At 69.6% G+C, this 18,091-nt stretch carries 17 protein-coding genes and 1 pseudogene; 6 read left to right on the top strand and 12 right to left on the bottom strand.

Annotation, left to right across the window (positions count from 1 at the left end; genetic code table 11):
- Nucleotides 1-3 precede the first annotated feature (3 nt).
- Nucleotides 4-999: a branched-chain amino acid ABC transporter permease gene (locus tag ACFZBT_RS21020; protein WP_391105556.1), complete on the bottom strand. Its 996-nt coding sequence runs from the start codon at nt 997-999 to the stop codon at nt 4-6.
- Nucleotides 1,000-1,113: 114 nt separating this feature from the next.
- On the opposite strand from ACFZBT_RS21020, the gene ACFZBT_RS21015 reads away from it, so the two are divergent.
- Together ACFZBT_RS21015 and ACFZBT_RS21010 are read left to right on the top strand one after the other, a co-directional pair.
- Complete coding sequence (locus tag ACFZBT_RS21015; protein WP_391105554.1) at nt 1,114-2,031, top strand: methyltransferase domain-containing protein; 918 nt, start codon at nt 1,114-1,116, stop codon at nt 2,029-2,031.
- A gap of 16 nt (nt 2,032-2,047) precedes the next feature.
- A pseudogene (locus ACFZBT_RS21010) lies at nt 2,048-2,173 on the top strand (DUF6332 family protein); the annotation flags it as partial.
- Here the strand turns inward: ACFZBT_RS21010 and ACFZBT_RS21005 are convergent.
- Together ACFZBT_RS21005 and ACFZBT_RS21000 are read right to left on the bottom strand one after the other, a co-directional pair.
- Nucleotides 2,134-2,799, bottom strand: coding sequence for a response regulator (locus ACFZBT_RS21005; RefSeq protein ID WP_391105552.1), 666 nt, complete (start codon nt 2,797-2,799; stop codon nt 2,134-2,136). The pseudogene ACFZBT_RS21010 and the gene ACFZBT_RS21005 overlap by 40 nt on opposite strands.
- A gap of 31 nt (nt 2,800-2,830) precedes the next feature.
- Nucleotides 2,831-4,051, bottom strand: a complete 1,221-nt coding sequence (locus ACFZBT_RS21000; protein WP_391105550.1) for a histidine kinase — start codon at nt 4,049-4,051, stop codon at nt 2,831-2,833.
- 193 nt (nt 4,052-4,244) lie between these two features.
- Here ACFZBT_RS21000 and ACFZBT_RS20995 point away from each other — a divergent pair, with 193 nt between their 5' ends.
- On the top strand, nt 4,245-5,156 hold the full coding sequence (locus ACFZBT_RS20995; protein ID WP_391105548.1) for a hypothetical protein: 912 nt from the start codon (nt 4,245-4,247) through the stop codon (nt 5,154-5,156).
- On the opposite strand, the gene ACFZBT_RS20990 is transcribed toward ACFZBT_RS20995, so the two are convergent.
- The 3 genes from ACFZBT_RS20990 to ACFZBT_RS20980 form a co-directional block, all read right to left on the bottom strand.
- Nucleotides 5,126-6,724, bottom strand: a complete 1,599-nt coding sequence (locus tag ACFZBT_RS20990) for an aKG-HExxH-type peptide beta-hydroxylase (protein WP_391105546.1) — start codon at nt 6,722-6,724, stop codon at nt 5,126-5,128. The genes ACFZBT_RS20995 and ACFZBT_RS20990 overlap by 31 nt on opposite strands.
- 248 nt (nt 6,725-6,972) lie before the next feature.
- Nucleotides 6,973-7,152, bottom strand: coding sequence for a hypothetical protein (locus tag ACFZBT_RS20985; RefSeq protein WP_391105544.1), 180 nt, complete (start codon nt 7,150-7,152; stop codon nt 6,973-6,975).
- Between the two features lie 43 nt (nt 7,153-7,195).
- Nucleotides 7,196-7,372 (bottom strand): hypothetical protein, encoded by a 177-nt coding sequence (locus ACFZBT_RS20980; RefSeq protein ID WP_184595188.1) that lies wholly within the window; start codon nt 7,370-7,372, stop codon nt 7,196-7,198.
- 327 nt (nt 7,373-7,699) lie between these two features.
- Between ACFZBT_RS20980 and ACFZBT_RS20975 the strand changes: the two genes are divergently transcribed.
- Nucleotides 7,700-8,908 (top strand): hypothetical protein, encoded by a 1,209-nt coding sequence (locus ACFZBT_RS20975; protein ID WP_391105541.1) that lies wholly within the window; start codon nt 7,700-7,702, stop codon nt 8,906-8,908.
- 46 nt (nt 8,909-8,954) lie between these two features.
- Here the strand turns inward: ACFZBT_RS20975 and ACFZBT_RS20970 are convergent, their stop codons facing one another.
- The gene (locus ACFZBT_RS20970) at nt 8,955-9,689 is read right to left on the bottom strand and encodes a WHG domain-containing protein (RefSeq protein WP_391105539.1); all 735 of its coding nucleotides are present in this window, start codon (nt 9,687-9,689) and stop codon (nt 8,955-8,957) included.
- A 184-nt stretch (nt 9,690-9,873) separates the two neighbouring features.
- Here ACFZBT_RS20970 and ACFZBT_RS20965 point away from each other — a divergent pair, with 184 nt between their 5' ends.
- Nucleotides 9,874-10,323 carry a nitroreductase family deazaflavin-dependent oxidoreductase gene (locus ACFZBT_RS20965; RefSeq protein ID WP_391105537.1) on the top strand — a complete coding sequence of 150 codons (450 nt, stop codon included), beginning with the start codon at nt 9,874-9,876 and terminating at the stop codon, nt 10,321-10,323.
- Here the strand turns inward: ACFZBT_RS20965 and ACFZBT_RS20960 are convergent.
- Nucleotides 10,307-11,548 carry a geranylgeranyl reductase family protein gene (locus ACFZBT_RS20960; protein WP_391105535.1) on the bottom strand — a complete coding sequence of 414 codons (1,242 nt, stop codon included), beginning with the start codon at nt 11,546-11,548 and terminating at the stop codon, nt 10,307-10,309. The two genes, ACFZBT_RS20965 and ACFZBT_RS20960, sit on opposite strands and share 17 nt — an antisense overlap.
- A gap of 133 nt (nt 11,549-11,681) precedes the next feature.
- Here ACFZBT_RS20960 and ACFZBT_RS20955 point away from each other — a divergent pair, with 133 nt between their 5' ends.
- Complete coding sequence (locus tag ACFZBT_RS20955; protein WP_391105533.1) at nt 11,682-13,037, top strand: M20/M25/M40 family metallo-hydrolase; 1,356 nt, start codon at nt 11,682-11,684, stop codon at nt 13,035-13,037.
- Between the two features lie 16 nt (nt 13,038-13,053).
- Here ACFZBT_RS20955 and ACFZBT_RS20950 read toward each other — a convergent pair whose 3' ends face one another.
- From ACFZBT_RS20950 to ACFZBT_RS20935, 4 genes are all read right to left on the bottom strand, one after another.
- Nucleotides 13,054-14,157, bottom strand: a complete 1,104-nt coding sequence (locus tag ACFZBT_RS20950) for a dipeptide ABC transporter ATP-binding protein (RefSeq protein ID WP_391105531.1) — start codon at nt 14,155-14,157, stop codon at nt 13,054-13,056.
- The gene (locus ACFZBT_RS20945; RefSeq protein WP_391105529.1) at nt 14,154-15,239 is read right to left on the bottom strand and encodes an oligopeptide/dipeptide ABC transporter ATP-binding protein; all 1,086 of its coding nucleotides are present in this window, start codon (nt 15,237-15,239) and stop codon (nt 14,154-14,156) included. Before ACFZBT_RS20945 ends, ACFZBT_RS20950 begins: the two co-directional genes overlap by 4 nt.
- Before the next feature lie 32 nt (nt 15,240-15,271).
- A complete protein-coding gene (locus tag ACFZBT_RS20940; RefSeq protein ID WP_391105527.1) occupies nt 15,272-16,264 on the bottom strand; it encodes an ABC transporter permease subunit in 993 nt (330 codons plus the stop codon).
- 74 nt (nt 16,265-16,338) lie between these two features.
- On the bottom strand, nt 16,339-18,015 hold the full coding sequence (locus ACFZBT_RS20935) for an ABC transporter substrate-binding protein (RefSeq protein ID WP_391105525.1): 1,677 nt from the start codon (nt 18,013-18,015) through the stop codon (nt 16,339-16,341).
- Between the last annotated feature and the right edge of the window lie 76 nt (nt 18,016-18,091).

Raw genomic sequence — 18,091 nt, 5'->3', positions numbered from 1 at the left:
CCCTCACCCGACGCGTTCGGCCCGGCCGAGGATGCCCTGCGGCCGGACGAGGAGGACGAGGATGAGGACGAGCAGCGCCCAGGCGTACTGCAGGTCGACGGGGAACCACAGGGTGGACATCTGGGCGACGACGCCGATGACGAGGCTGCCGGCCATCGCACCGTAGGCGGAGCCGAGGCCGCCCAGGATGATCCCCGCGAACATGAGCAGCAGGAGCTTGAAGCCCATGTCCCAGGTGACGATCTCCACCAGGCCGAAGAAGACCCCGCCGAGCGCGGCCAGTCCGCCGGCGAGCATCCACACGAACAGCACCACCCGCTGCACGTCGATGCCCGAGGCCTCCGCGAGGTCACGGTTGGCGGAGACGGCCCGCACGGCCGTGCCGATCCGCGTCTTCTGCAGGAGCGCGGCGATGCCGAGCAGCACCAGGACGGAGAGCAGGGTGACGGTGAGGTCCCGCGGGGTGATGCCGGCCGGCCCGATACCGATCGTGCTCTGGATGTCGTACTGGGCGTAGGAGGCGGGGCGGGTTCCGTACAGCACGAGCACGACGTGGCGCAGGAGCAGCGAGAGCCCGATGGTGACGATGAACATGTTGATCAGGCCGGTGCCCCGAGCCCGCAGCGGGCGCCAGATGCCGCGGTCGACCGCCCCGCCCAGCAGGGCGCCGAGGACCACCGCGGCGAGGGCGGCGGGAATCAGGTGCCAGCCCGGGCCCGCCGCGGAGACGTTGAGGAAGAAGGCGAAGGTGGCGCCGATCGTGACGAACTCACCGTGTGCGAAGTTGATCAGGTGGATGGTGCCGAAGATCAGCGAGAGCCCGACCGCGGTGATCGCGATGATCACCCCGAACTGGATACCGTCGATCAGCGCCTGCAGAGCGCGCGCGGCGAACGTGGGGCCGCGCGGGACTTCCTCACCCTGTGCACGCGTGGAGATCGCGGGCACCATCACAAGGGCCAGGGCGAGGGCCGTCACGAGCATCCGCTGATAGCGCACGGTGGTTCCGGTACGTCACGAACGTCCCTTATGGGCTCAGTGTAAGCGCAGGTCGGGGCGGTGACACGGACAGCGAGCCCGGGGTGGGTGCCCACGGACAGCGGAGGATGCGGGATGGCTGACAGCGGGGACCTCGAGAGCGCGTACGGCGACGACAGTGTGCTCTTCCGGGTGCTGCGACACCTCGGCTGGGACAGCCTGGTCGACATCGGCTGGTTCACGCTGCCCACCCTGCCGATCGTGGTCCTGGCCGGGCCGGTGCCCTTTCAGCGCCGCCTGGCTCGGCGGTCGCTGGCCTTGCTGGACGCCCGGCCCGGACAGCTCGTCCTGGACGCCGGATGCGGTCGCGGTGACACCACGGCGCGCTTGGGCGCCGCGGGATGCCGTGCGCTGGGGGTGGACATCCAGCCCGCGCAGATCGACCAGGCACGCCGCCGCTTCGGCGGCAGCGCGCGTTTCGCCGTCGCCGACGCCACGGCTCTGCCGGACCAGGCAGCGGAGATCCCGCTGACGGATGGTTCCTTCGATCGAGTGCACTGCCTGGAGGCCGCCTTCCACTTCGGCCCTGAGGGCCGCAGGTCGTTCCTGAGCGAAAGCTTCCGGTTGCTCCGTCCAGGAGGCCGGCTCGTCCTCGTGGATGTCACGTCCGCTGCGGATCAGCCGATCGAGACCCTCGACCCGGACGGCCTCGTGCGCGGGACCTGGCGCTTCGACTCCATCGAACCGTACGAGCGGTACCCGCTGACTGCTTCGGCCGTCGGCTTCACCACACGCCGGATCCTCGACTGGACCACCCCCGTACTCCACCGGGCAGCCCAACTCAGCGCCCTGTTCGCCGGCGCCGCGTCCACCCGGGCCGGCCGACAGGCCCTGTGCGTGCGGTGGCCCGGCCTCAGAACACTCGACGCACAGGACTGGGACGAGGTCATCGCCGTCGTTCGAGCCCACCGGGCCATCGGGCGCGTCACTCGCTACACGGCGTACGTCCTCGACAAACCCGCGGAGGGCTTCGCCGACGTCGCCCCCGAGTAGTGTTCGAAGCCCGACCCTGCTGGTGCCCGCCGGTCTTGTGCTCGCGCCCCTGCTCTTCTTCGCCCGGGTCGTCAGTGTGCTGGTCCGGTTCGGGTCGTCGGCTCAGCCCAGCCAGCCCGGCCGCACGAGCCCCGACTCGTAGGCGAGCACGACCAGTTGGGCCCGGTCGCGGGCGCCGAGCTTCACCATGGTGCGGCTGACGTGGGTCTTCGCGGTGAGCGGGCTGACGACCAGCCGGCGGGCGATCTCCTCGTTGGACAGGCCGATCCCGACCAGGGCCATCACCTCCCGCTCCCGCTCCGTGAGCCCGGCCAGGGTGTCGGCCGCCGCGGGCTCCTTGGAGCGGGCCGCGAACTCGGCGATCAGCCGGCGCGTCACCCCGGGCGAGAGCAGTGCGTCACCCGCGACCACCGCCCGTACCGCGCGCAGGAGTTCGTCCGGCTCGGTGTCCTTGACCAGGAAGCCGGAAGCGCCCGAGCGGATCGCCTCGAAGACGTACTCGTCGAGCTCGAAGGTGGTGAGCATGACCACCCTGACGTCCTTCAGCCCCGCGTCCCCGGTGACCTGCCGGGTCGCGGCCAGGCCGTCGAGCACGGGCATGCGGATGTCCATCAGGACGACGTCGGGCCGCAGTTCGCGGATCCGGCGCACGGCCTCCGCACCGTCGGCGGCCTCCGCGGCCACCTCGATGTCCGGCTGCGCGTCGAGCAGCGCCCGGAACCCTGCCCGGACCAGCGACTGGTCGTCGGCGAGCAGTACGCGAATCACCGGTCCTCCTCAGACGGTCGAACGGTTCGGCTCACTTGGCGGAAACCGTCAGCGGGAGTACGGCGAGCACCCGGAAACCGCCGTCCGGGCGGGGCCCCGCCTCGATGGTGCCACCCAGGGCGGCGGCCCGCTCCCGCATACCGACCAGCCCGTTGCCGCTGCCGCCCGCGTCGGCGGCGGTGGCGGGCCCGTCGTCGTCGACCCGCAGCCGCAGCGCGTCCGCGTCCCGCGCGAGGTGCACGCGCGCGTGCCGCGAACCCGAGTGCCGTACGACGTTGGTCAGGGCCTCCTGGACGATTCGGAAGGCGGCGAGGTCCGTGCCGGGCGGGAGGCGCGGTGGCTCCCCTTCCAGCTCGACCGTGAGACCCGCGCTCGCCGCCTGCTCCACCAGCTCGGGCAGCCGGTCGAGCCCAGGTGCCGGGGCGCGGGGCGCGGCGCCGGGCGCGCGCAGGGTGTCGAGCACCTGGCGCACCTCGCCGAGCGCCTCCTTGCTCTGGTCCTTGATCGTGGTGAGCGCCGTACGGGCCTGCTCGGGGTCGGTGTCGAGGAGCGCGAGGCCGACGCCCGCCTGCACATTGATCACAGAGATGCTGTGCGCGAGGACGTCGTGCAGTTCCTGCGCGATCCTCAGCCGCTCCTCGTCGGCCCGCCGCCGCGCGGCCTCGGCACGCTCGGCACGCTCCCGGGCCCACTGCTCGCGGCGGATCCGGAACAGCTCCGACACCGCCGCGATCGCCACCACCCAGGTGGCGACGACGACCTCCTCGCCCCAGGAGGCGGCGGAGTCCCCCGAGGGCGGCAGCCACTCGTAGAGCCAGTGCGCCACCAGAACGTGCCCTGCCCAGAGCGTTCCCATCGCGGCCCACGCCGCCCAGCGGTGCCCGGCGACGATCGCGCTGAAGCACGCCAGCGCTACGGTGAAGAGCACCGGCCCGTACGGATACCCGGCCCCCAGGTAGAGCATGACGGCGCCCGCCGTGCCGAAGACCACGGCCGCCGGATTCCGCTTCCGCCACAGCAGCAGCCCCCCGGCCACCAGCAGCAGCACTCGCGCGAAGAGGTCCAGCTCCGCGCGCTCGCCCTCCTGGACCTGGGCGGCGAAGTTCGAGCCGACCAGCACGAAGACCGTGACGGCGACAGTGGACCGCCAGGGCCACCGGGGCGCACGCTCCCCCTCCCCCCACCGGTCCCACCACGGAGGCCCGTGGCGCCACCACTGCGGCGGGCCACCTCGCGCGCGCTCCTCGTCCATACCGGCCACGCTAGACGCCGCCCGCCCGGAGCGGCGTCACCCAGGCGTGGTGATCACGCGTACTTCCCGGGAAGTACGTCCGCCTGGGCGGCCTCGCCGGCCGAGACGTCGCATGACCATGTGTGCTCGGCTGGTCACGAGACTGCTGCCGAAGCGACAATGGCGGCACGGCATGTACCGGGGGGAGAGCAGTGTGGGGCAGCCACGTGACGACGGGGTCAGCGCGACCCTCGCGGCGTTCATTTCTGCAGTGGTATCGATTGTGCTCACCATCGCGGGAACGCTGGTGAGCCTGAGGTCCAGCGCCTCGCAAACCGCGCTCTTCCTCGTACTCACGTGGTTACTGATCACCGCCTCCATCGCAACCGGCCTGGTCGCCGTATGGCTGCTGGCCGACCGCATCCGCAAAGGAGTGCGCGACCTGGCACATCTGCGAGACCTGGAAGCGTACGTGCCCCAACTCATCCGATTCCGCCATCGACACGACACCTTCGTCATCTCAGGCGACGGAAATGCGACGTTGAGAATTTCGTGCGATGTCGAATCGCCGAACGCCGCGGTGGTGCCATGGATTTCCTTCCCGATGATCGCGGAGGTGCCTCCGGATAATCCGGCATGGACGAGCGTTTCGGTGCTTCGCGTCAGCGTGGACGGCGTGGAGTCCGATCCGACCATCGCCTTCATACGAAGGGAGCGCAAAATACCGGCCGACCCGACGGCCCTCGACGGACGGCTGGTCGAGTCCGGCGCCGTTCGCGTGCCTGTTTCCCTGGATCCAGGCCGCACTCGTTGCTCCTTCACGGTCGAGCTGGAACTCTGCGGTGCTTTCGGTTTTGTCGAGCGCGAGGAGAAGTGCTATACCGACGTCTCATACGTCACCGAGAGCCTCGAAGTCACGATCACCGGCCGCGACGGCCTCACCATTTCCTCTTCGCCCTATGCGCAGAACCGTGTGGAAGCGCAGCAGTTGGGCATGGAAATGCCCGACGCCCCCGAGTCCCAGTTGCAGTCCCGGTACTGTCGGACCGCTGACGGCGTGCGGTGGAAGACGGCGCAGGCCAAACTCGGATACCGCTACGCCATTCCCGTACGCGGACGCTCATAGTTGTCGGCGCCTGTGGCGAGACGGTCTGCGAGCCAGGTGGCGAGCGTGTCTGGTTGCGGCGCATCCGTCCTGGCCCGCAGCAACCGGTGGACCGCTCGTACGAGTTGCGGTCGTTGCACCAACAGCGTGGGGCCGGGCCCGGACGCGAGGCAGGACCAGGCCAACGCGAAGCCGATCCAGGACGGGGGGTGGTCCGGGTCACTTGCGATCTCCGCGCGGTAGCCGTCCAGGGCGTCGGCGTAACGGCCGTCGGCGAGCGCGAGGTCGGCGACTGTCGCTCCGGTCGACTCAGCCAGAGCCGGGTTCACGGAGGACGAGCCCTCCCGGACCACACACCGCAGGAGATCGACGCGAGCGAGGGACCACGGGCCGTCGGGCTGCGATACAAGTGATTCTGTGCATCGGCCTGGTGCGCCGTCCTCATCCGGCTCCTGCCATGCGCGGGCCAGACCGGCCACGACACCGGGATCGGGTCGCAGATGGCGCAGGCGCCATCCGGCCTGGTGATCGGCGGTCACGACCTCCGCCACACGATGCTGCGGAGAGACGTCTCCCCAGGTGACGAGCTGCTCCGCGATCCCGTCGAGGAAGCGACGACCGGCTTCGGTCACAGTCCGGTCGGCCAGCAGGGCACGAGCGGACTCCAGCGTCGGCTCCAGCCACCGCGCGCAGGTGAACGCGGCGAAGTCGGCGATCGCGTCGTCTCCGGATCTGGCCGCGGCCCGCCAGAACTTGGTCACTCCGAAGAAGGCGTAGACGCCCTGCAGCAACCCTGCGGCAGGGCGCGGGTCGTCACGCCAAGGGGCGTAGAGAAGTCGCTCCTCGTCCTGTCGCGTCAACGGGACCAAGTGGAGGAGGCCACCCAGCAAGACGTGTTGATACTCGTGAACGAGGATCTCCGCGAGATCCTCAGCCGTGTGGGGCCGGGCAACGTTGATACCGGCGAAGGCCTCGCCGCTGGAGGCGGAGATGAGCGGAAAACGGCTGGTGGAAGGACGTGGGACTACGACGTCCAGACCGGCGCTCATCGCGTCCGCCGTGTCGGGAACGTGACGGCACAAGAGGTGCCAGGCCTCGTCGAGCATGCCCTGCCACCTGGTGACCTCGGCATCGTCGAGGCGATGCGGTTCGAGCGTCTCGTAGAGTCCGCGGTACGGATCCAGGTCGTCCAGCCGCAAGGACAGAACGTGTGAGCCCTCCCGGCACGTGAGGCGTCGCAGTGCCCACCACCCGGTGGCGTCCTGCGAGAGGTCGGGCGGCAGCCGTACCGTGTTGTCGCCGATGTCGATGCGGCGATCCCGATCGCACGACCGGATTCGGGCCACGGACCACTGATCGACGCGGCCGGCCGGCGAAAAGGCCGCGCCCAGGGTGGGCAGCGAGACAGTCCCGCTCCTGGCCGGCACTCGTACGTCCACATCGATCCCTGCGTGAAGGGCGGCCGCGGCGGCGATGCTGTGCAGTTGACCGAGGTGGACCCACGCCGGGGTGGGATCCGTCGGGTGCCCGCGACGCAGATGGCGCAACGTGAAGCCGGCCCACCTGGCGACATACGGGTACGACAGCACGGTCTCCAGCGCCGCTGGTGCGCTCTGCTGGACGCGATCCAGCACCTGCCAGGCCGACTCGGTCGGCGGGAGAGGACCATGGGCCTTCGAGGATGAGGCGGCTTCGTCCCGAATGGCTCGTAACAACAGCAGCGTACGGCTGCGCTCGGCCTTCCTGACCTCGTGGACGACATCGGGACCGGCGGCTCCGCGGGCGATGGCGTCGAGGGTGCTCAGGGAGACGCGATGACTGGAAATCCCTGTGCCCGTCAACCGATACGCTCCGCGCCGCCGCCTTGTCCGCCCCCCTCGCCGGACGCGGCGATCGCCGGCACCCCCTCAACCTGCATACCGACCCACTCAGCCCCGCGACGCACAGCGGTGTCGTCAGTGCCGAGGACGTCGCGAAGTCGAACAGCCGTGAGATCCGGCATCTGCGATTCGATCACGTCAGCTCCCCTGCCAGGAATGCGGTGAGGCGGTCATGGACAGTCAGCCGATGCGCTCAGCGCCGCCACCGCCCGTGCCGTCGTTGGACACGGCGACCGCCGGCACCTCGTCCACCTGCATACCGACCCACACAAGCCCACGACGCACCGCGATATCGTCAATGCCGAGGACGTCTCGGAGTCGAACGACCGTGAGATCAGGCATCTGCGATTCGATCACGACAGTTCCCCTACCGTAATGCGGTGAGGCGGTGATGGGCGGTCAGCCAATGCGCTCTGCTCCCCCGCCCGGTTCACCGCCACCGGCACAGATGGACGGCGTACGATCGCACTGCTCGATCACCCAGTTGAGTGCGACCATCGTTTGTTCATCGCTCGCGTGAGCAAGATCGGTCATCATCACAGCGCTCAGGTCAGGCAGTTGAGTATCCAAAAGATTCTCCGTCCTTCTGGGCGAGCGGTCCGAGGTCGCTCACCATCCGAGTATGACTCCACCCACGAAAGCCCGGAAGCCCTGTCGTCGGCCACACATCGGAGCCGCACTGCCATGAGCGAGACTCTGTACGAGGCACTGGAACAAGTTCTTCGCGGTTGGCACCGATACGAGACCGAACGGGGAAACTCGCCGGTCATCGACTTCGACTGCGCGCCCGCGCCGGCCCCGGCAGCGCTGGGCAGGCTCGAAGCATTGCGGCGTCTGCGTTGGCTCCTCGACCGCGCCCGGAAGGTGGCCGACGGCCGTCTTGTGCGGGAGATCCAGGCTCAGCTCGCCTACCTCTCCACACTGCTCGGCGAGCACCTTGCCTTTGACACCTACGTGCGCCGGACCCAGGGCTGCGGCACACGAGGCTGGCCGGCCGACTACGTCAGGGAGCGCGGTGATGAGGCTCGCCGCCTTCTGGCCGACGCCGGGATCGCCTGGGGGCCGAATACCGCCCACGACCTGAATCGCGCCGAGGGCGTCATCACCCCTGAAGCGGCGGCCGAAGCGGTCAGCCGTGAGGCGGCCTCGTTCGAGCAGCGCGTACGTACTGCGGTTGGTGCGACGGCGCCGTATGACTTGACCATCGAAGCGGTCCGGGTCGATGCCTACTGGTCATACTGGCTGGATGGAGCCGGGCGGACCGTGCGACTGCGCATCAATCTCGAACGGGCGGCCCTCACCGTCGTTCAGGCCAGGCTGTTCGCGCTCCATGAGGTTCTCGGCCACGGGTTGCAGAGCGCGGCGTTCCACGCGGCCTACGCGAGGGGCGAGCAGGAGTGGCTGCCGCTGCTCACGGTGCACTCGCCCTGTCAGGTGGTTCTCGAAGGGCTTGCACAGTCGTTGCCTCTGTTCGTCGCCGCCGACGACCACCAGCTGATGACACGCGTGCGCCTGGAGCACTATCTGCAACTGGTGTGCGCAGAGTTGCACGTGGCCATCAATTCCGGCGTGAGTGCCGATGCCTGCGCGGCCCACGCTGTGTCACGAGTGCCCTTCTGGAACGACACCCAGATCGCGGACATGCTCGCTGACCGGGGCGCGGATCCGCTGCTGCGGACGTACCTGTGGGCATATCCGGCCGGCTTCGACTGGTTCATGGCCCTGGCCGAGGCTCCTCCCGCGACGGCTGCCAACGTTCTGCGAGCGGCTTACCACCGGCCCCTCCATCCGGCCGACCTCGCTGATCTGTGGCCCGACGGCCCGCTGATCGGAGGTCCCGGCCCCCACAGATGGTGGACCCCTGAGACCCGCCAGCCTTCCGGCAGTCCCTAGTGCTGCAGTGCTGCCCGCGGCAAGGAGGTGCGTGGCCGCCGCCGGCTCAGTCGTTGTGAGGCCCTGGGCTCTTCGCGGCAGGCTCCCGCTGCGGATACACCAGCCCCACCCCGTGGGCCAGTTGCCCCGCCGCGTGCCGGAAGAACGTCTCCCGGTCCTCCACCACCCGGTGGAACTGGCCGAACAGCTCGAAGCCGACCAGCCCGAACAACTGGGCCCAGGCGGCGACAAGAGCCGTCACCGTCTCCGGTGGGAGGTCCGGCGCCAGGTCGGCGGCCATCCGCTCGGCCTCCGGGCGCAGATCGGCCGGCAGCGACGGCTTGGCGAGACCCGGGCCGCGGTAGGCGTCGCGCACGATGCCGAAGAACAGCAGCCCGACGCGGGAGGCGGCCGGGACGGTGGTCTCGGGGGCGGTGTAGCCGGGGACGGGCGATCCGTAGATGAGCGCGTACTCGTGCGGACGGTCCAGGGCCCAGCCCCGCACCGCCTCGCAGACGGCGATCCAGCGCTGCCGCGGCCCGGAGCCGGCGACCGTGTCGTGGGCCGCCTCGGCGGACTCGCCGAGGGAGTCGTACGCGTCGATGATGAGTGCGGTCAGCAGGTCGTCACGGCTGGGGAAGTACCGGTACAGCGCGGAGGAGACCATGCCGAGCTCACGGGCCACGGCGCGTAGGGAGAGCCTGGCGGCGCCCTCGGCCGCGAGCTGTCTGCGGGCTTCGTCCTTGATGGCCGCGGTGACTTCGATCCTGGCCCGGGCCCGGGCGCCGTGTGCGGTGCTCATGCGAGGAAGTGTGCCATGAAAGGAGAGCAGCGCACACAAACGAGAGCAGCGCTCTTGCTTTGAAGTACGGACCTCAGGCAGACTGAGCCCAGCGAGAGAGAGCAGTGCTCACAAAAGAGAGCACCGCTTCCCCGTCGACAATAACGAGAGCACCGCTCCACCAAACAGAGACCAGGGGGACCTCATGTCCACACACGTCCAGAAGCCCGGCTGGCTCACAGTCAACGTCCTCAACCGCTTCGTGGCCTGGATGACCCGCCGCGGCATCAGCGTCTGGGGCTCCCGTGTCCTCGCCGTCCGCGGCCGCAAGAGCGGCCAGTGGCGCACCACCCCGGTCAACCTGATGACCCTGGACGGCCGGCAGTACCTGGTCGCGCCCCGCGGCCATGTCCAGTGGACGCACAACATGCGCGCGGCGGGCGGCGGCGAACTGCACCTCGGCAAGCACGTGGACACCTTCACCGCGACGGAGGTGGCCGACGACGACAAGACCCCGATCCTGCGCGCCTACCTCAAGCGCTGGAAGGCGGAGGTCGGGGTCTTCTTCAACGGGGTGGGCCCGGACTCCCCGGACGACGAGCTGCGCCGGATCGCCCCCGACCACCCGGTCTTCGAGGTCACGGTGCGGAGCTGACCTCGCCGCCGGTCGCGGGACGGCGGTCCATCGCGGTCAGGGCCCGCTGGGCCATCGGATGGGTGCGGACGATCTCGCCCAGCGACGTCGCGCCCCGCGTGATGTCCTTGAACCCCTTCCAGGCGGGGCGGAAACCCGTCACCGCCGCGTGGAACAGACCGGGGCGACGCTCGAACACCGTCAGCAGCCGCTTGCCGACGCTCATCTCCACTCCGAGCCCGGCCTTGACCGCGAACGCGTAGTTGAGGGCCTGCCGCCGGGTGTCCACCGCGTCGTGCGCCTCGGCGATCCGCACCGCCCACTCCCCCGCGAGCCGGCCGGACCGCAGCGCGAAGGAGATGCCCTCGCGGGTCCACGGCTCCAGGAGCCCCGCCGCGTCGCCGCAGACCAGCACCCGGCCGCGTGACAGCGGCGAGTCGTCGGCCCGGCAGCGGGTCAGGTGCCCGGAGGAGATGCTCGGTTCGAAGCCGGCGAGGCCCAAGCGGCCGATGAACTCCTCCAAATACCGCTTGGTCGCGGCGCCTTCACCCCGCGCCGAGATCACCCCGACCGTGAGGGTGTCGCCCTTGGGGAAGACCCAGCCGTAACTGCCGGGGATCGGGCCCCAGTCGATGAGCACCCGCCCCTTCCAGTCCTCGGCGACGGTCTCCGGCACCGGGATCTCCGCCTCCAGGCCCAGATCCACCTGGTCGACCTTGACCCCGACATGCGCTCCTATCCGGCTGGCGCTGCCGTCGGCCCCGACCACCGACCGCGCGAGCAGGACCTCGCCGCCCTGCAGGACGACGGCGACCGTGCGCCGGTCGGGCACCTCCGAGCCGTGCTGCTCGACCCGCTGGACGGTGACACCCGTGCGCAGCTCGGCGCCCGCCTTCTGCGCGTGCTCGACGAGCTGCTGGTCGAACTCGGGCCGGTTGATCAGCCCGAACAGCATCTGCTTGGACCGGCGGGTCCGGGTGAAGCGGCCGTTGTGCGAGAACGTCACCGCGTGCACCCGGTCCTTGAACGGCAGCTCGAAGCCGGGCGGGAGGGCGTCGCGCGAGGGGCCGATGATGCCGCCGCCGCACGTCTTGTACCGCGGCAACTCCGCCTTCTCCAGCAACAGCACGCGTCTCCCGGCGACCGCCGCCGCGTACGCGGCCGAAGCTCCCGCGGGTCCCGCGCCCACCACGACGACGTCCCACACCTGCCGCACGTCGTCCGCCGAAGAGTTCTCGCTGCTCACGATGGTCTACTGCTCCCGATCAAGCCGCCTGCCCTGCTGTCTCCCGCATCCTACGGCGGACCTGGTCACAGCCCGCTGTGGGAGGATCTACAGCACTCGACTCTTCAACGTCGCACCCACAAGGAGCGTGCCCATGTCGTCGAATCCGGTCGCCGAGACCGTCGCCTCGCTGATGCCGGGGGCGAGGGCGGAGCTCACCGAACTGGTGGCCTTCCGGTCGGTGGCGGACTTCGACCAGTTCCCGAGGAGCGAGAGCGAGGGCGCCGCCCGCTGGATCGCGGACGCGCTCGGCGCCGAGGGCTTCCAGGACGTGGCCCTGCTCGACACCCCCGACGGGACGCAGTCGGTCTACGGGTACCTCCCCGGCCCGGCGGGTGCGAAGACCGTCCTGCTCTACGCCCACTACGACGTGCAGCCGCCGCTGGACGAGGCCGGCTGGACCACCCCGCCGTTCGAGCTGACCGAGCGGGACGGACGCTGGTACGGGCGCGGCTCCGCCGACTGCAAGGGCGGTGTGATCATGCACCTGCTGGCGCTGAGGGCGCTGAAGGCGAACGGCGGCGTGCCGGTCCACGTCAAGGTGATCGTCGAGGGCTCGGAGGAGCAGGGCACGGGCGGTCTCGAGCGGTACGCCGAGGAGCACCCGGACCTGCTGGAGGCCGACACGATCGTCATCGGCGACGCGGGCAACTTCCGTGTCGGCCTGCCGACGGTGACCTCCACGCTGCGCGGGATGACCCTGGTCCGCGTCAGCGTCGACACGCTCGCGGGCAATCTGCACTCGGGCCAGTTCGGCGGCGCCGCGCCCGACGCGCTCGCCGCCCTGATCCGCGTCCTGGACTCGCTGCGCGCCGAGGACGGCTCGACGACCGTCGACGGGCTCGCCTCGGACACGGCCTGGGAAGGACTGCAGTACGACGAGGAGCAGTTCCGGCAGGACGCCAAGGTGCTGGACGGCGTCGAACTGATCGGGTCCGGCACGGTCGCCGACCGTATCTGGGCACGCCCGGCCGTCACGGTCCTCGGCATCGACTGCCCGCCCGTCGTCGGCGCCACCCCGTCCGTGCAGTCGAGCGCCCGTGCGCTGATCAGCCTGCGGGTGCCGCCGGGCGTGGACGCGGGCGCGGCGGCCAAGCTGCTCCAGGCTCACCTGGAGGCACGCACGCCGTGGGGCGCGCGGGTGAGCACCGAGCAGATCGGCGAGGGCCAGCCCTTCCGCGCCGACACCACCAGCCCGGCTTACCAGGCCATGGCCGCCGCGATGGCGGTGGCGTACCCGGGCCAGGAGATGCAGTACGCGGGCCAGGGCGGCTCCATCCCGCTGTGCAACACCCTCGCCTCCCTCTACCCGCGTGCGGAGATCCTGCTCATCGGGCTGAGCGAGCCGGAGGCCCAGATCCACGCGGTGAACGAGAGCGTGTCCCCCGGGGAACTGGAGCGGCTGTCGGTGGCGGAGGCACTGTTCCTGCGCACCTACGCGGCGAGCTGACCGCGCCGCCCCGCGGTCAGAAACCTTCCTTCGGCTCCGCCGGTGCCGCGTCCAGGACGATGTCCTCGGCGCGTGGCGCGACCGTCGGCTCCTCGGGGAAGTGACAGGCGGTCAGATGACCCGGGGGACTGCCCTCCACGCGCACCAGCCGCGGTTCCTCGGTGGCGCACCTGTCCTGGGCCTTCCAGCAGCGGGTGCGGAAGCGGCAGCCGGAGGGCGGGTCGATCGGCGACGGCACGTCCCCGGCGAGCCGGATGCGTTCGCGCCGCTGAGTGGCGTCCGGGTCGGCCTCGGGTACGGCGGACAGCAGCGCGTGGGTGTAGGGGTGCCGTGGGCGGGTGTAGAGCGACTCGCGGTCGGCGACCTCGACGATCTTGCCGAGGTACATCACCGCGACCCGTTCGGAGAAGTGCCGTACGACGGCGAGGTCGTGGGCGATGAAGACGAAGGCGATGCCGAACTCCCGCTGGAGGTCCTGGAGCAGGTTGACGACCTGCGCCTGGATGGAGACGTCCAGCGCGGAGACCGGCTCGTCGGCCACGATCAGCTTCGGCCGCAGGGCGAGGGCGCGGGCGATGCCGATGCGCTGGCGCTGGCCTCCGGAGAACTCGTTCGGGTAGCGGTTGTAGTGCTCGGGGTTGAGGCCCACGGTCTCCAGGAGTTCTTGGACGCGCCGCTTGTGGCCCTGGGGCGGGTTGATGCCGTTGAGCCGCATCGGTGTCTCGACGATGGTGCCGACGGTGTGCCGGGGGTTCAGCGACGAGTAAGGGTCCTGGAAGATCATCTGGAGGTTGCGGCGGGCTTCCCGCATCCGTGCGGCGGGCCGGTGGGTGATGTCCTCGCCGTCGAACAGGACGGAGCCGCCGGTGGGTTCGAGCAGCCGGGTGATCAGGCGGCCCGTGGTCGACTTGCCGCAGCCGGACTCGCCGACCAGTCCGAGCGACTCGCCGGGCCCGACCGCGAAGTCGATGCCGTCGACGGCTCGTACGGCCCCGATCTGCCGCTGGAAGATGATGCCCTGCCGGAGGGGGAAGTGCTTCCGCAGACCACGCACTTCGAGGAGGTTCTCGCCGGTGGGAAGGTCGGTGGTCGGCCCGGTGAGGGGCTGGGTGGTGCTCACGGCGTGTTCCCTTTCGTCAGTGCGTCGCCGTCGGTCCCGCCGCGGATCTCCTGCTTGGCTTCGTCGGTGAGATGGCACGCGGCGAGGTGTCCCGCGGTGCCGGAGACCAGGCGCAGTTCGGGCCGGTCCACGGTGCACCGTCCTTCCGGCACCCAGCCCTTGTAGGCGCAGCGCGGGTTGAAGGAGCAGCCGTCCGGCAGGTTGATCAGGCTCGGCGGGGTGCCGGGGATCGGGTTCAGCCGCTCGCCCACGTCGCCGGTGAGGTGCGGCATCGACTGCAACAGGCCCCAGGTGTAGGGGTGCTGGGGCGACTTGAGCACCTCGCGGGTGGTGCCGTACTCGATGCGGCGGCCGCCGTACATCACCAGGATGTCGTCGGCGACGTCGGAGACCACGCCGAGGTCGTGCGTGATGATGACGACGGCGGAGCCGAACTCCTCCTGCAGATCGCGGATCAGGTCGAGGATCTGCGCCTGCACGGTGACGTCCAGGGCGGTGGTGGGTTCGTCGGCGATGAGCAGGGCGGGGTCGCAGACCAGGGACATGGCGATCATGGCGCGCTGCCGCATGCCGCCGGAGAACTGGTGCGGATAGTCCCTGACGCGGCGCTCGGGCTGCGGGATGCCGACCCGCTTGAGCATCTCCACGGCCCGCTCCCTGGCCTCCTTCTTGGAGACCTTGTGGTGCACGCGGTAGGCCTCGGCGATCTGGGCGCCGACGGTGAAGAAGGGGTGCAGCGCGGACAACGGGTCCTGGAAGATCATGGAGACCGTACGGCCGCGCAGTTCACGCATCTCCGCCTCGGGCAGGGCGACGAGTTCCCTGCCCTCCAGCCATATCTCGCCGCTGACCTGGGCGCGGGTGCCCTTGTGCAGTCCGAGCAGGGCCAGCGAGGTCACCGACTTGCCGGAGCCGGACTCGCCGACGATGCCGAGGGTCCTGCCCTTCTCCAGGGTGAAGGAGACGCCGTCGACGGACTTGACGAGGCCGTCCTCGGTCGGGAAGTGCACCCTCAGGTCGGTCACGTCGAGGAAGGGCGCGGGCGTGACGTCCGCGGGCTGCGGTGAGGTCTGAACGGACACGGTGTTCCTAAGGACTGAGGACGAGGAAGGGCTCAGGCGAGTCGCACGCGCGGGTCGACGAGGCCGTACACCAGGTCGACGACGACGTTGGCGAGGACGACGAACGTCGCGGCGAAGAGCGTGGTGCCGAGGATGACCGGCAGGTCGGAGTTCTGGACGGAGTCGACGGCGAGCTTGCCGATGCCGTTGATGCCGAAGACCGACTCGGTGATGACCGCGGAGCCGCCGATCAGGGAGCCGACGTCCATGCCGAAGATGGTGATGATGGGGGTGATGGCGGCCCGCAGTCCGTGCTTGAGGACGACGGTGGCGGCCGGCAGGCCTTTGGCGCGGGCGGTGCGCATGTAGTCCTCGGCGAAGACCTCCAGCATGGAGGAGCGGGTGAGCCGGGTGTACATCGCGAGGTAGACGATGACCAGGGTGGTCCACGGCAGGATCAGCCCCTGGAACCAGCCGGCCGGATCCTCCGTGATCGGGGTGTAGCCGGAGGTCGGCAGGATCTGGAACTTGTCGACGAAGAGGTACAGCAGGAGCAGGCCGATGAAGTAGATCTGCACCGACACGCCGAACAGGGCCAGTCCGACCGCTGCCTTGTCGGCCGCTCTGCCCCGGCGGACGGCGGCGACGGTACCGAGGCCGACCCCCAGGATCAGGAACGCGACGGCTGCGCCGAGTCCGAGGGAGAGGTCCGCCGGGAAGTCCTGGAGCAGCGTCGTCAGCACCGGGGTGTCGGTCTGGAAGGAGACGCCGAGGCAGGGGGCCCCGCAGTGGATGCGGACGCTCTGGTCGCCGAAGTCACGGCCGACGAAGAGCCCCTTGAGGAACTCCCAGTACTGCGTCAGGTAGCCCTGGTCCAGGCCCAGCGAGTGTTTGATCTCGGCGAGGCGGGAGGGGGAGCAGGTCTTTCCACAGGCCAGGAGCGCGGGGTCGGACGGCAGCGCGAAGAAGATGAAGAAGGTGATCGTGGTGATCACCAGCATGATCACTGCCGCTGCCAGCAGGCGTCTGATGAGGTAACGAAACATGAGGTGCCGGGACCTGACGTGAGTGGGCTGCCCGCCGGCGGCCGGAACCGCCGGCGGGGTTCAGAGGAGAGGCGTCAGTGCTTGACGTAGACGTGGACCAGGCTCGGCTCGGCCACGATCGAGTCGGGGATGACACCGCCGACCTTGGAGCCGGACATCTCGGTGAAGTTCATGTACATCAGCGGGACCACGGCGGCGTCCTTGAGGATCTGCCGGTCCATCTGCCCGTAGGCGGCGTTGCGCTGAGCGAGGTCGGTCATCCTGGCCGCCTTGTCGATCAGCGTGTTGACCTTGGGGTCGTTCAGGTAGGACAGGTCCTGGTTGGCCTGCGGGTTCTTCTTGATCAGGCGGCCGTCGAAGAGGGTGGGCAGCACCGTGGAGGCGTTCGGCCAGTCGGCGATCCAGTCGCCCCAGGTCAGGTCGTACTGGTTCTTCGTGTTGTCGATGGTGCTGAAGTAGTTCGACGCGTCGATCGGGGAGATGTTGACGTGGATGCCGATGCGCCCCAGCGCGGTCTTCACCGCGTCGGCGAAGTGCTCCTGGGTGGGGGTGTTCTCCACCGCGATGGACATCGTCGGCTTCGGGTCGCCCGCCTGCTTCATCAGGGCCTTGGCCTTGGCGAGGTTGCCGGCCGGGTTGGCGCTGTACTGGTTGAACTTCTGGTAGCCGCCGATGCCGGGGCTCAGCATCGTGGTGGCGTAGTCGCCGTACGCCGAGCCGCCGAAGGCGCCGCGGACCGTGGTCTTGTCGATGGCGTACTCGATCGCCCGGCGGACCCGGAGGTCCTTGACGCGGGTGGTGTTGATGGCCAGGTAGTTGATGCCGGGCGCGGGGATCTTGTAGTAACGGCCCTTGAGGGAAGGGTCGTTGGCCATCTGGGCCAGGTCCGATCCCGCGATCGGCCACTGCTGGATCGATGTCTGTGCCGTACCGGCGTCGGCCTTGAGCTGCTGGTCGATGGCCGACTCGTCCTGGCCGAACCTGACGTCCATCCCGTCGACGTTCTGCTGCCGGATCGGGTCGGTCGACTGCGACCAGTTCTTGTTCCGGGTGAGGACGAGTTCCTTGTTCTTGGTGTACGACTTGATCATGTACGGGCCGTCGGACCAGACCTTGGTGTCATAGGTCGAGCCGGTGTCGTGGGCCTTGGGCACGGCGGACCAGCCGGTCATGGTGGTGGTCTCGTTGAAGTCGGCCACCGGCTGGTTCAGATGGAACACGACGGTGTACTTGTCCGGCGTCCGGATGGAGTCGAGCTGCTTGCCCTGGTAGGGGCCCTTGTAGCCGGAGCCGCCGACGAGCCACTGGGACGCGTAGGGCGGGCCGCCGTTGATGTCGGACGAGAAGAAGCGCTCGACACCGTACTTGACGTCCGGGGCGGTGACGTCGGTGCCGTCCTGGTACTTGACGCCGTGCCGCAGGTGGAAGGTCCACACCGTGGCGCCCTTGCTCGGCGTTCCGGTGTCGGTGGCCAGGTCGCCGACCAGCTTCGGCTTCGGGCCCGTCTCGTCCCAGCCGGTCAGGGTCCGGACGATCTCCTGGTCCATGCTCTGCCCCTCGGTCGTGTAGACGCGCTGGGGGTCGAGGTGGTCGAAGTCCGCCTTGTTCAGGATGGTCAGGGTGCCGCCCTTTCCGGGGGCGCCGCTTCCCGTCGTGCCGGCGGTACCTCCGCATGCGGTGGCCCCCAGGGCGATCACCACGGCGGAGGCCGTGAGAGCGACCGTGCGCGATCTGCGCGTGCTGCGCGTCATTGAGGAAACTCCTTCTTGCTACGGGCACGGCGGCCGTTCGTGGGGCCGCCGGGCCGATACTCGGGGGGGGTGGCCT

Origin of the sequence: Streptomyces sp. NPDC008137, from assembly GCF_042957035.1 — a bacterium.
In the GTDB taxonomy this organism is placed as follows: domain Bacteria; phylum Actinomycetota; class Actinomycetes; order Streptomycetales; family Streptomycetaceae; genus Streptomyces.
The sequence above is the reverse complement of the archived record's forward strand: the minus strand, read 5'-3'. Positions and strand labels throughout refer to the sequence as shown.

Excerpts from the sequence above, each read along its gene's own strand:
- ACFZBT_RS20970 (WP_391105539.1), bottom strand. The coding sequence starts at position 9,689 with ATGAGCACCGCACACGGCGCCCGGGCCCGGGCCAGGATCGAAGTCACC.
- ACFZBT_RS20940 (WP_391105527.1), bottom strand. The coding sequence starts at position 16,264 with ATGTTTCGTTACCTCATCAGACGCCTGCTGGCAGCGGCAGTGATCATG.
- ACFZBT_RS20935 (WP_391105525.1), bottom strand. The coding sequence starts at position 18,015 with ATGACGCGCAGCACGCGCAGATCGCGCACGGTCGCTCTCACGGCCTCC.
- ACFZBT_RS21015 (WP_391105554.1), top strand. The coding sequence starts at position 1,114 with ATGGCTGACAGCGGGGACCTCGAGAGCGCGTACGGCGACGACAGTGTG.
- ACFZBT_RS20975 (WP_391105541.1), top strand. The coding sequence starts at position 7,700 with ATGAGCGAGACTCTGTACGAGGCACTGGAACAAGTTCTTCGCGGTTGG.
- ACFZBT_RS20955 (WP_391105533.1), top strand. The coding sequence starts at position 11,682 with ATGTCGTCGAATCCGGTCGCCGAGACCGTCGCCTCGCTGATGCCGGGG.
- ACFZBT_RS21000 (WP_391105550.1), bottom strand. The coding sequence starts at position 4,051 with ATGGACGAGGAGCGCGCGCGAGGTGGCCCGCCGCAGTGGTGGCGCCAC.
- ACFZBT_RS20965 (WP_391105537.1), top strand. The coding sequence starts at position 9,874 with ATGTCCACACACGTCCAGAAGCCCGGCTGGCTCACAGTCAACGTCCTC.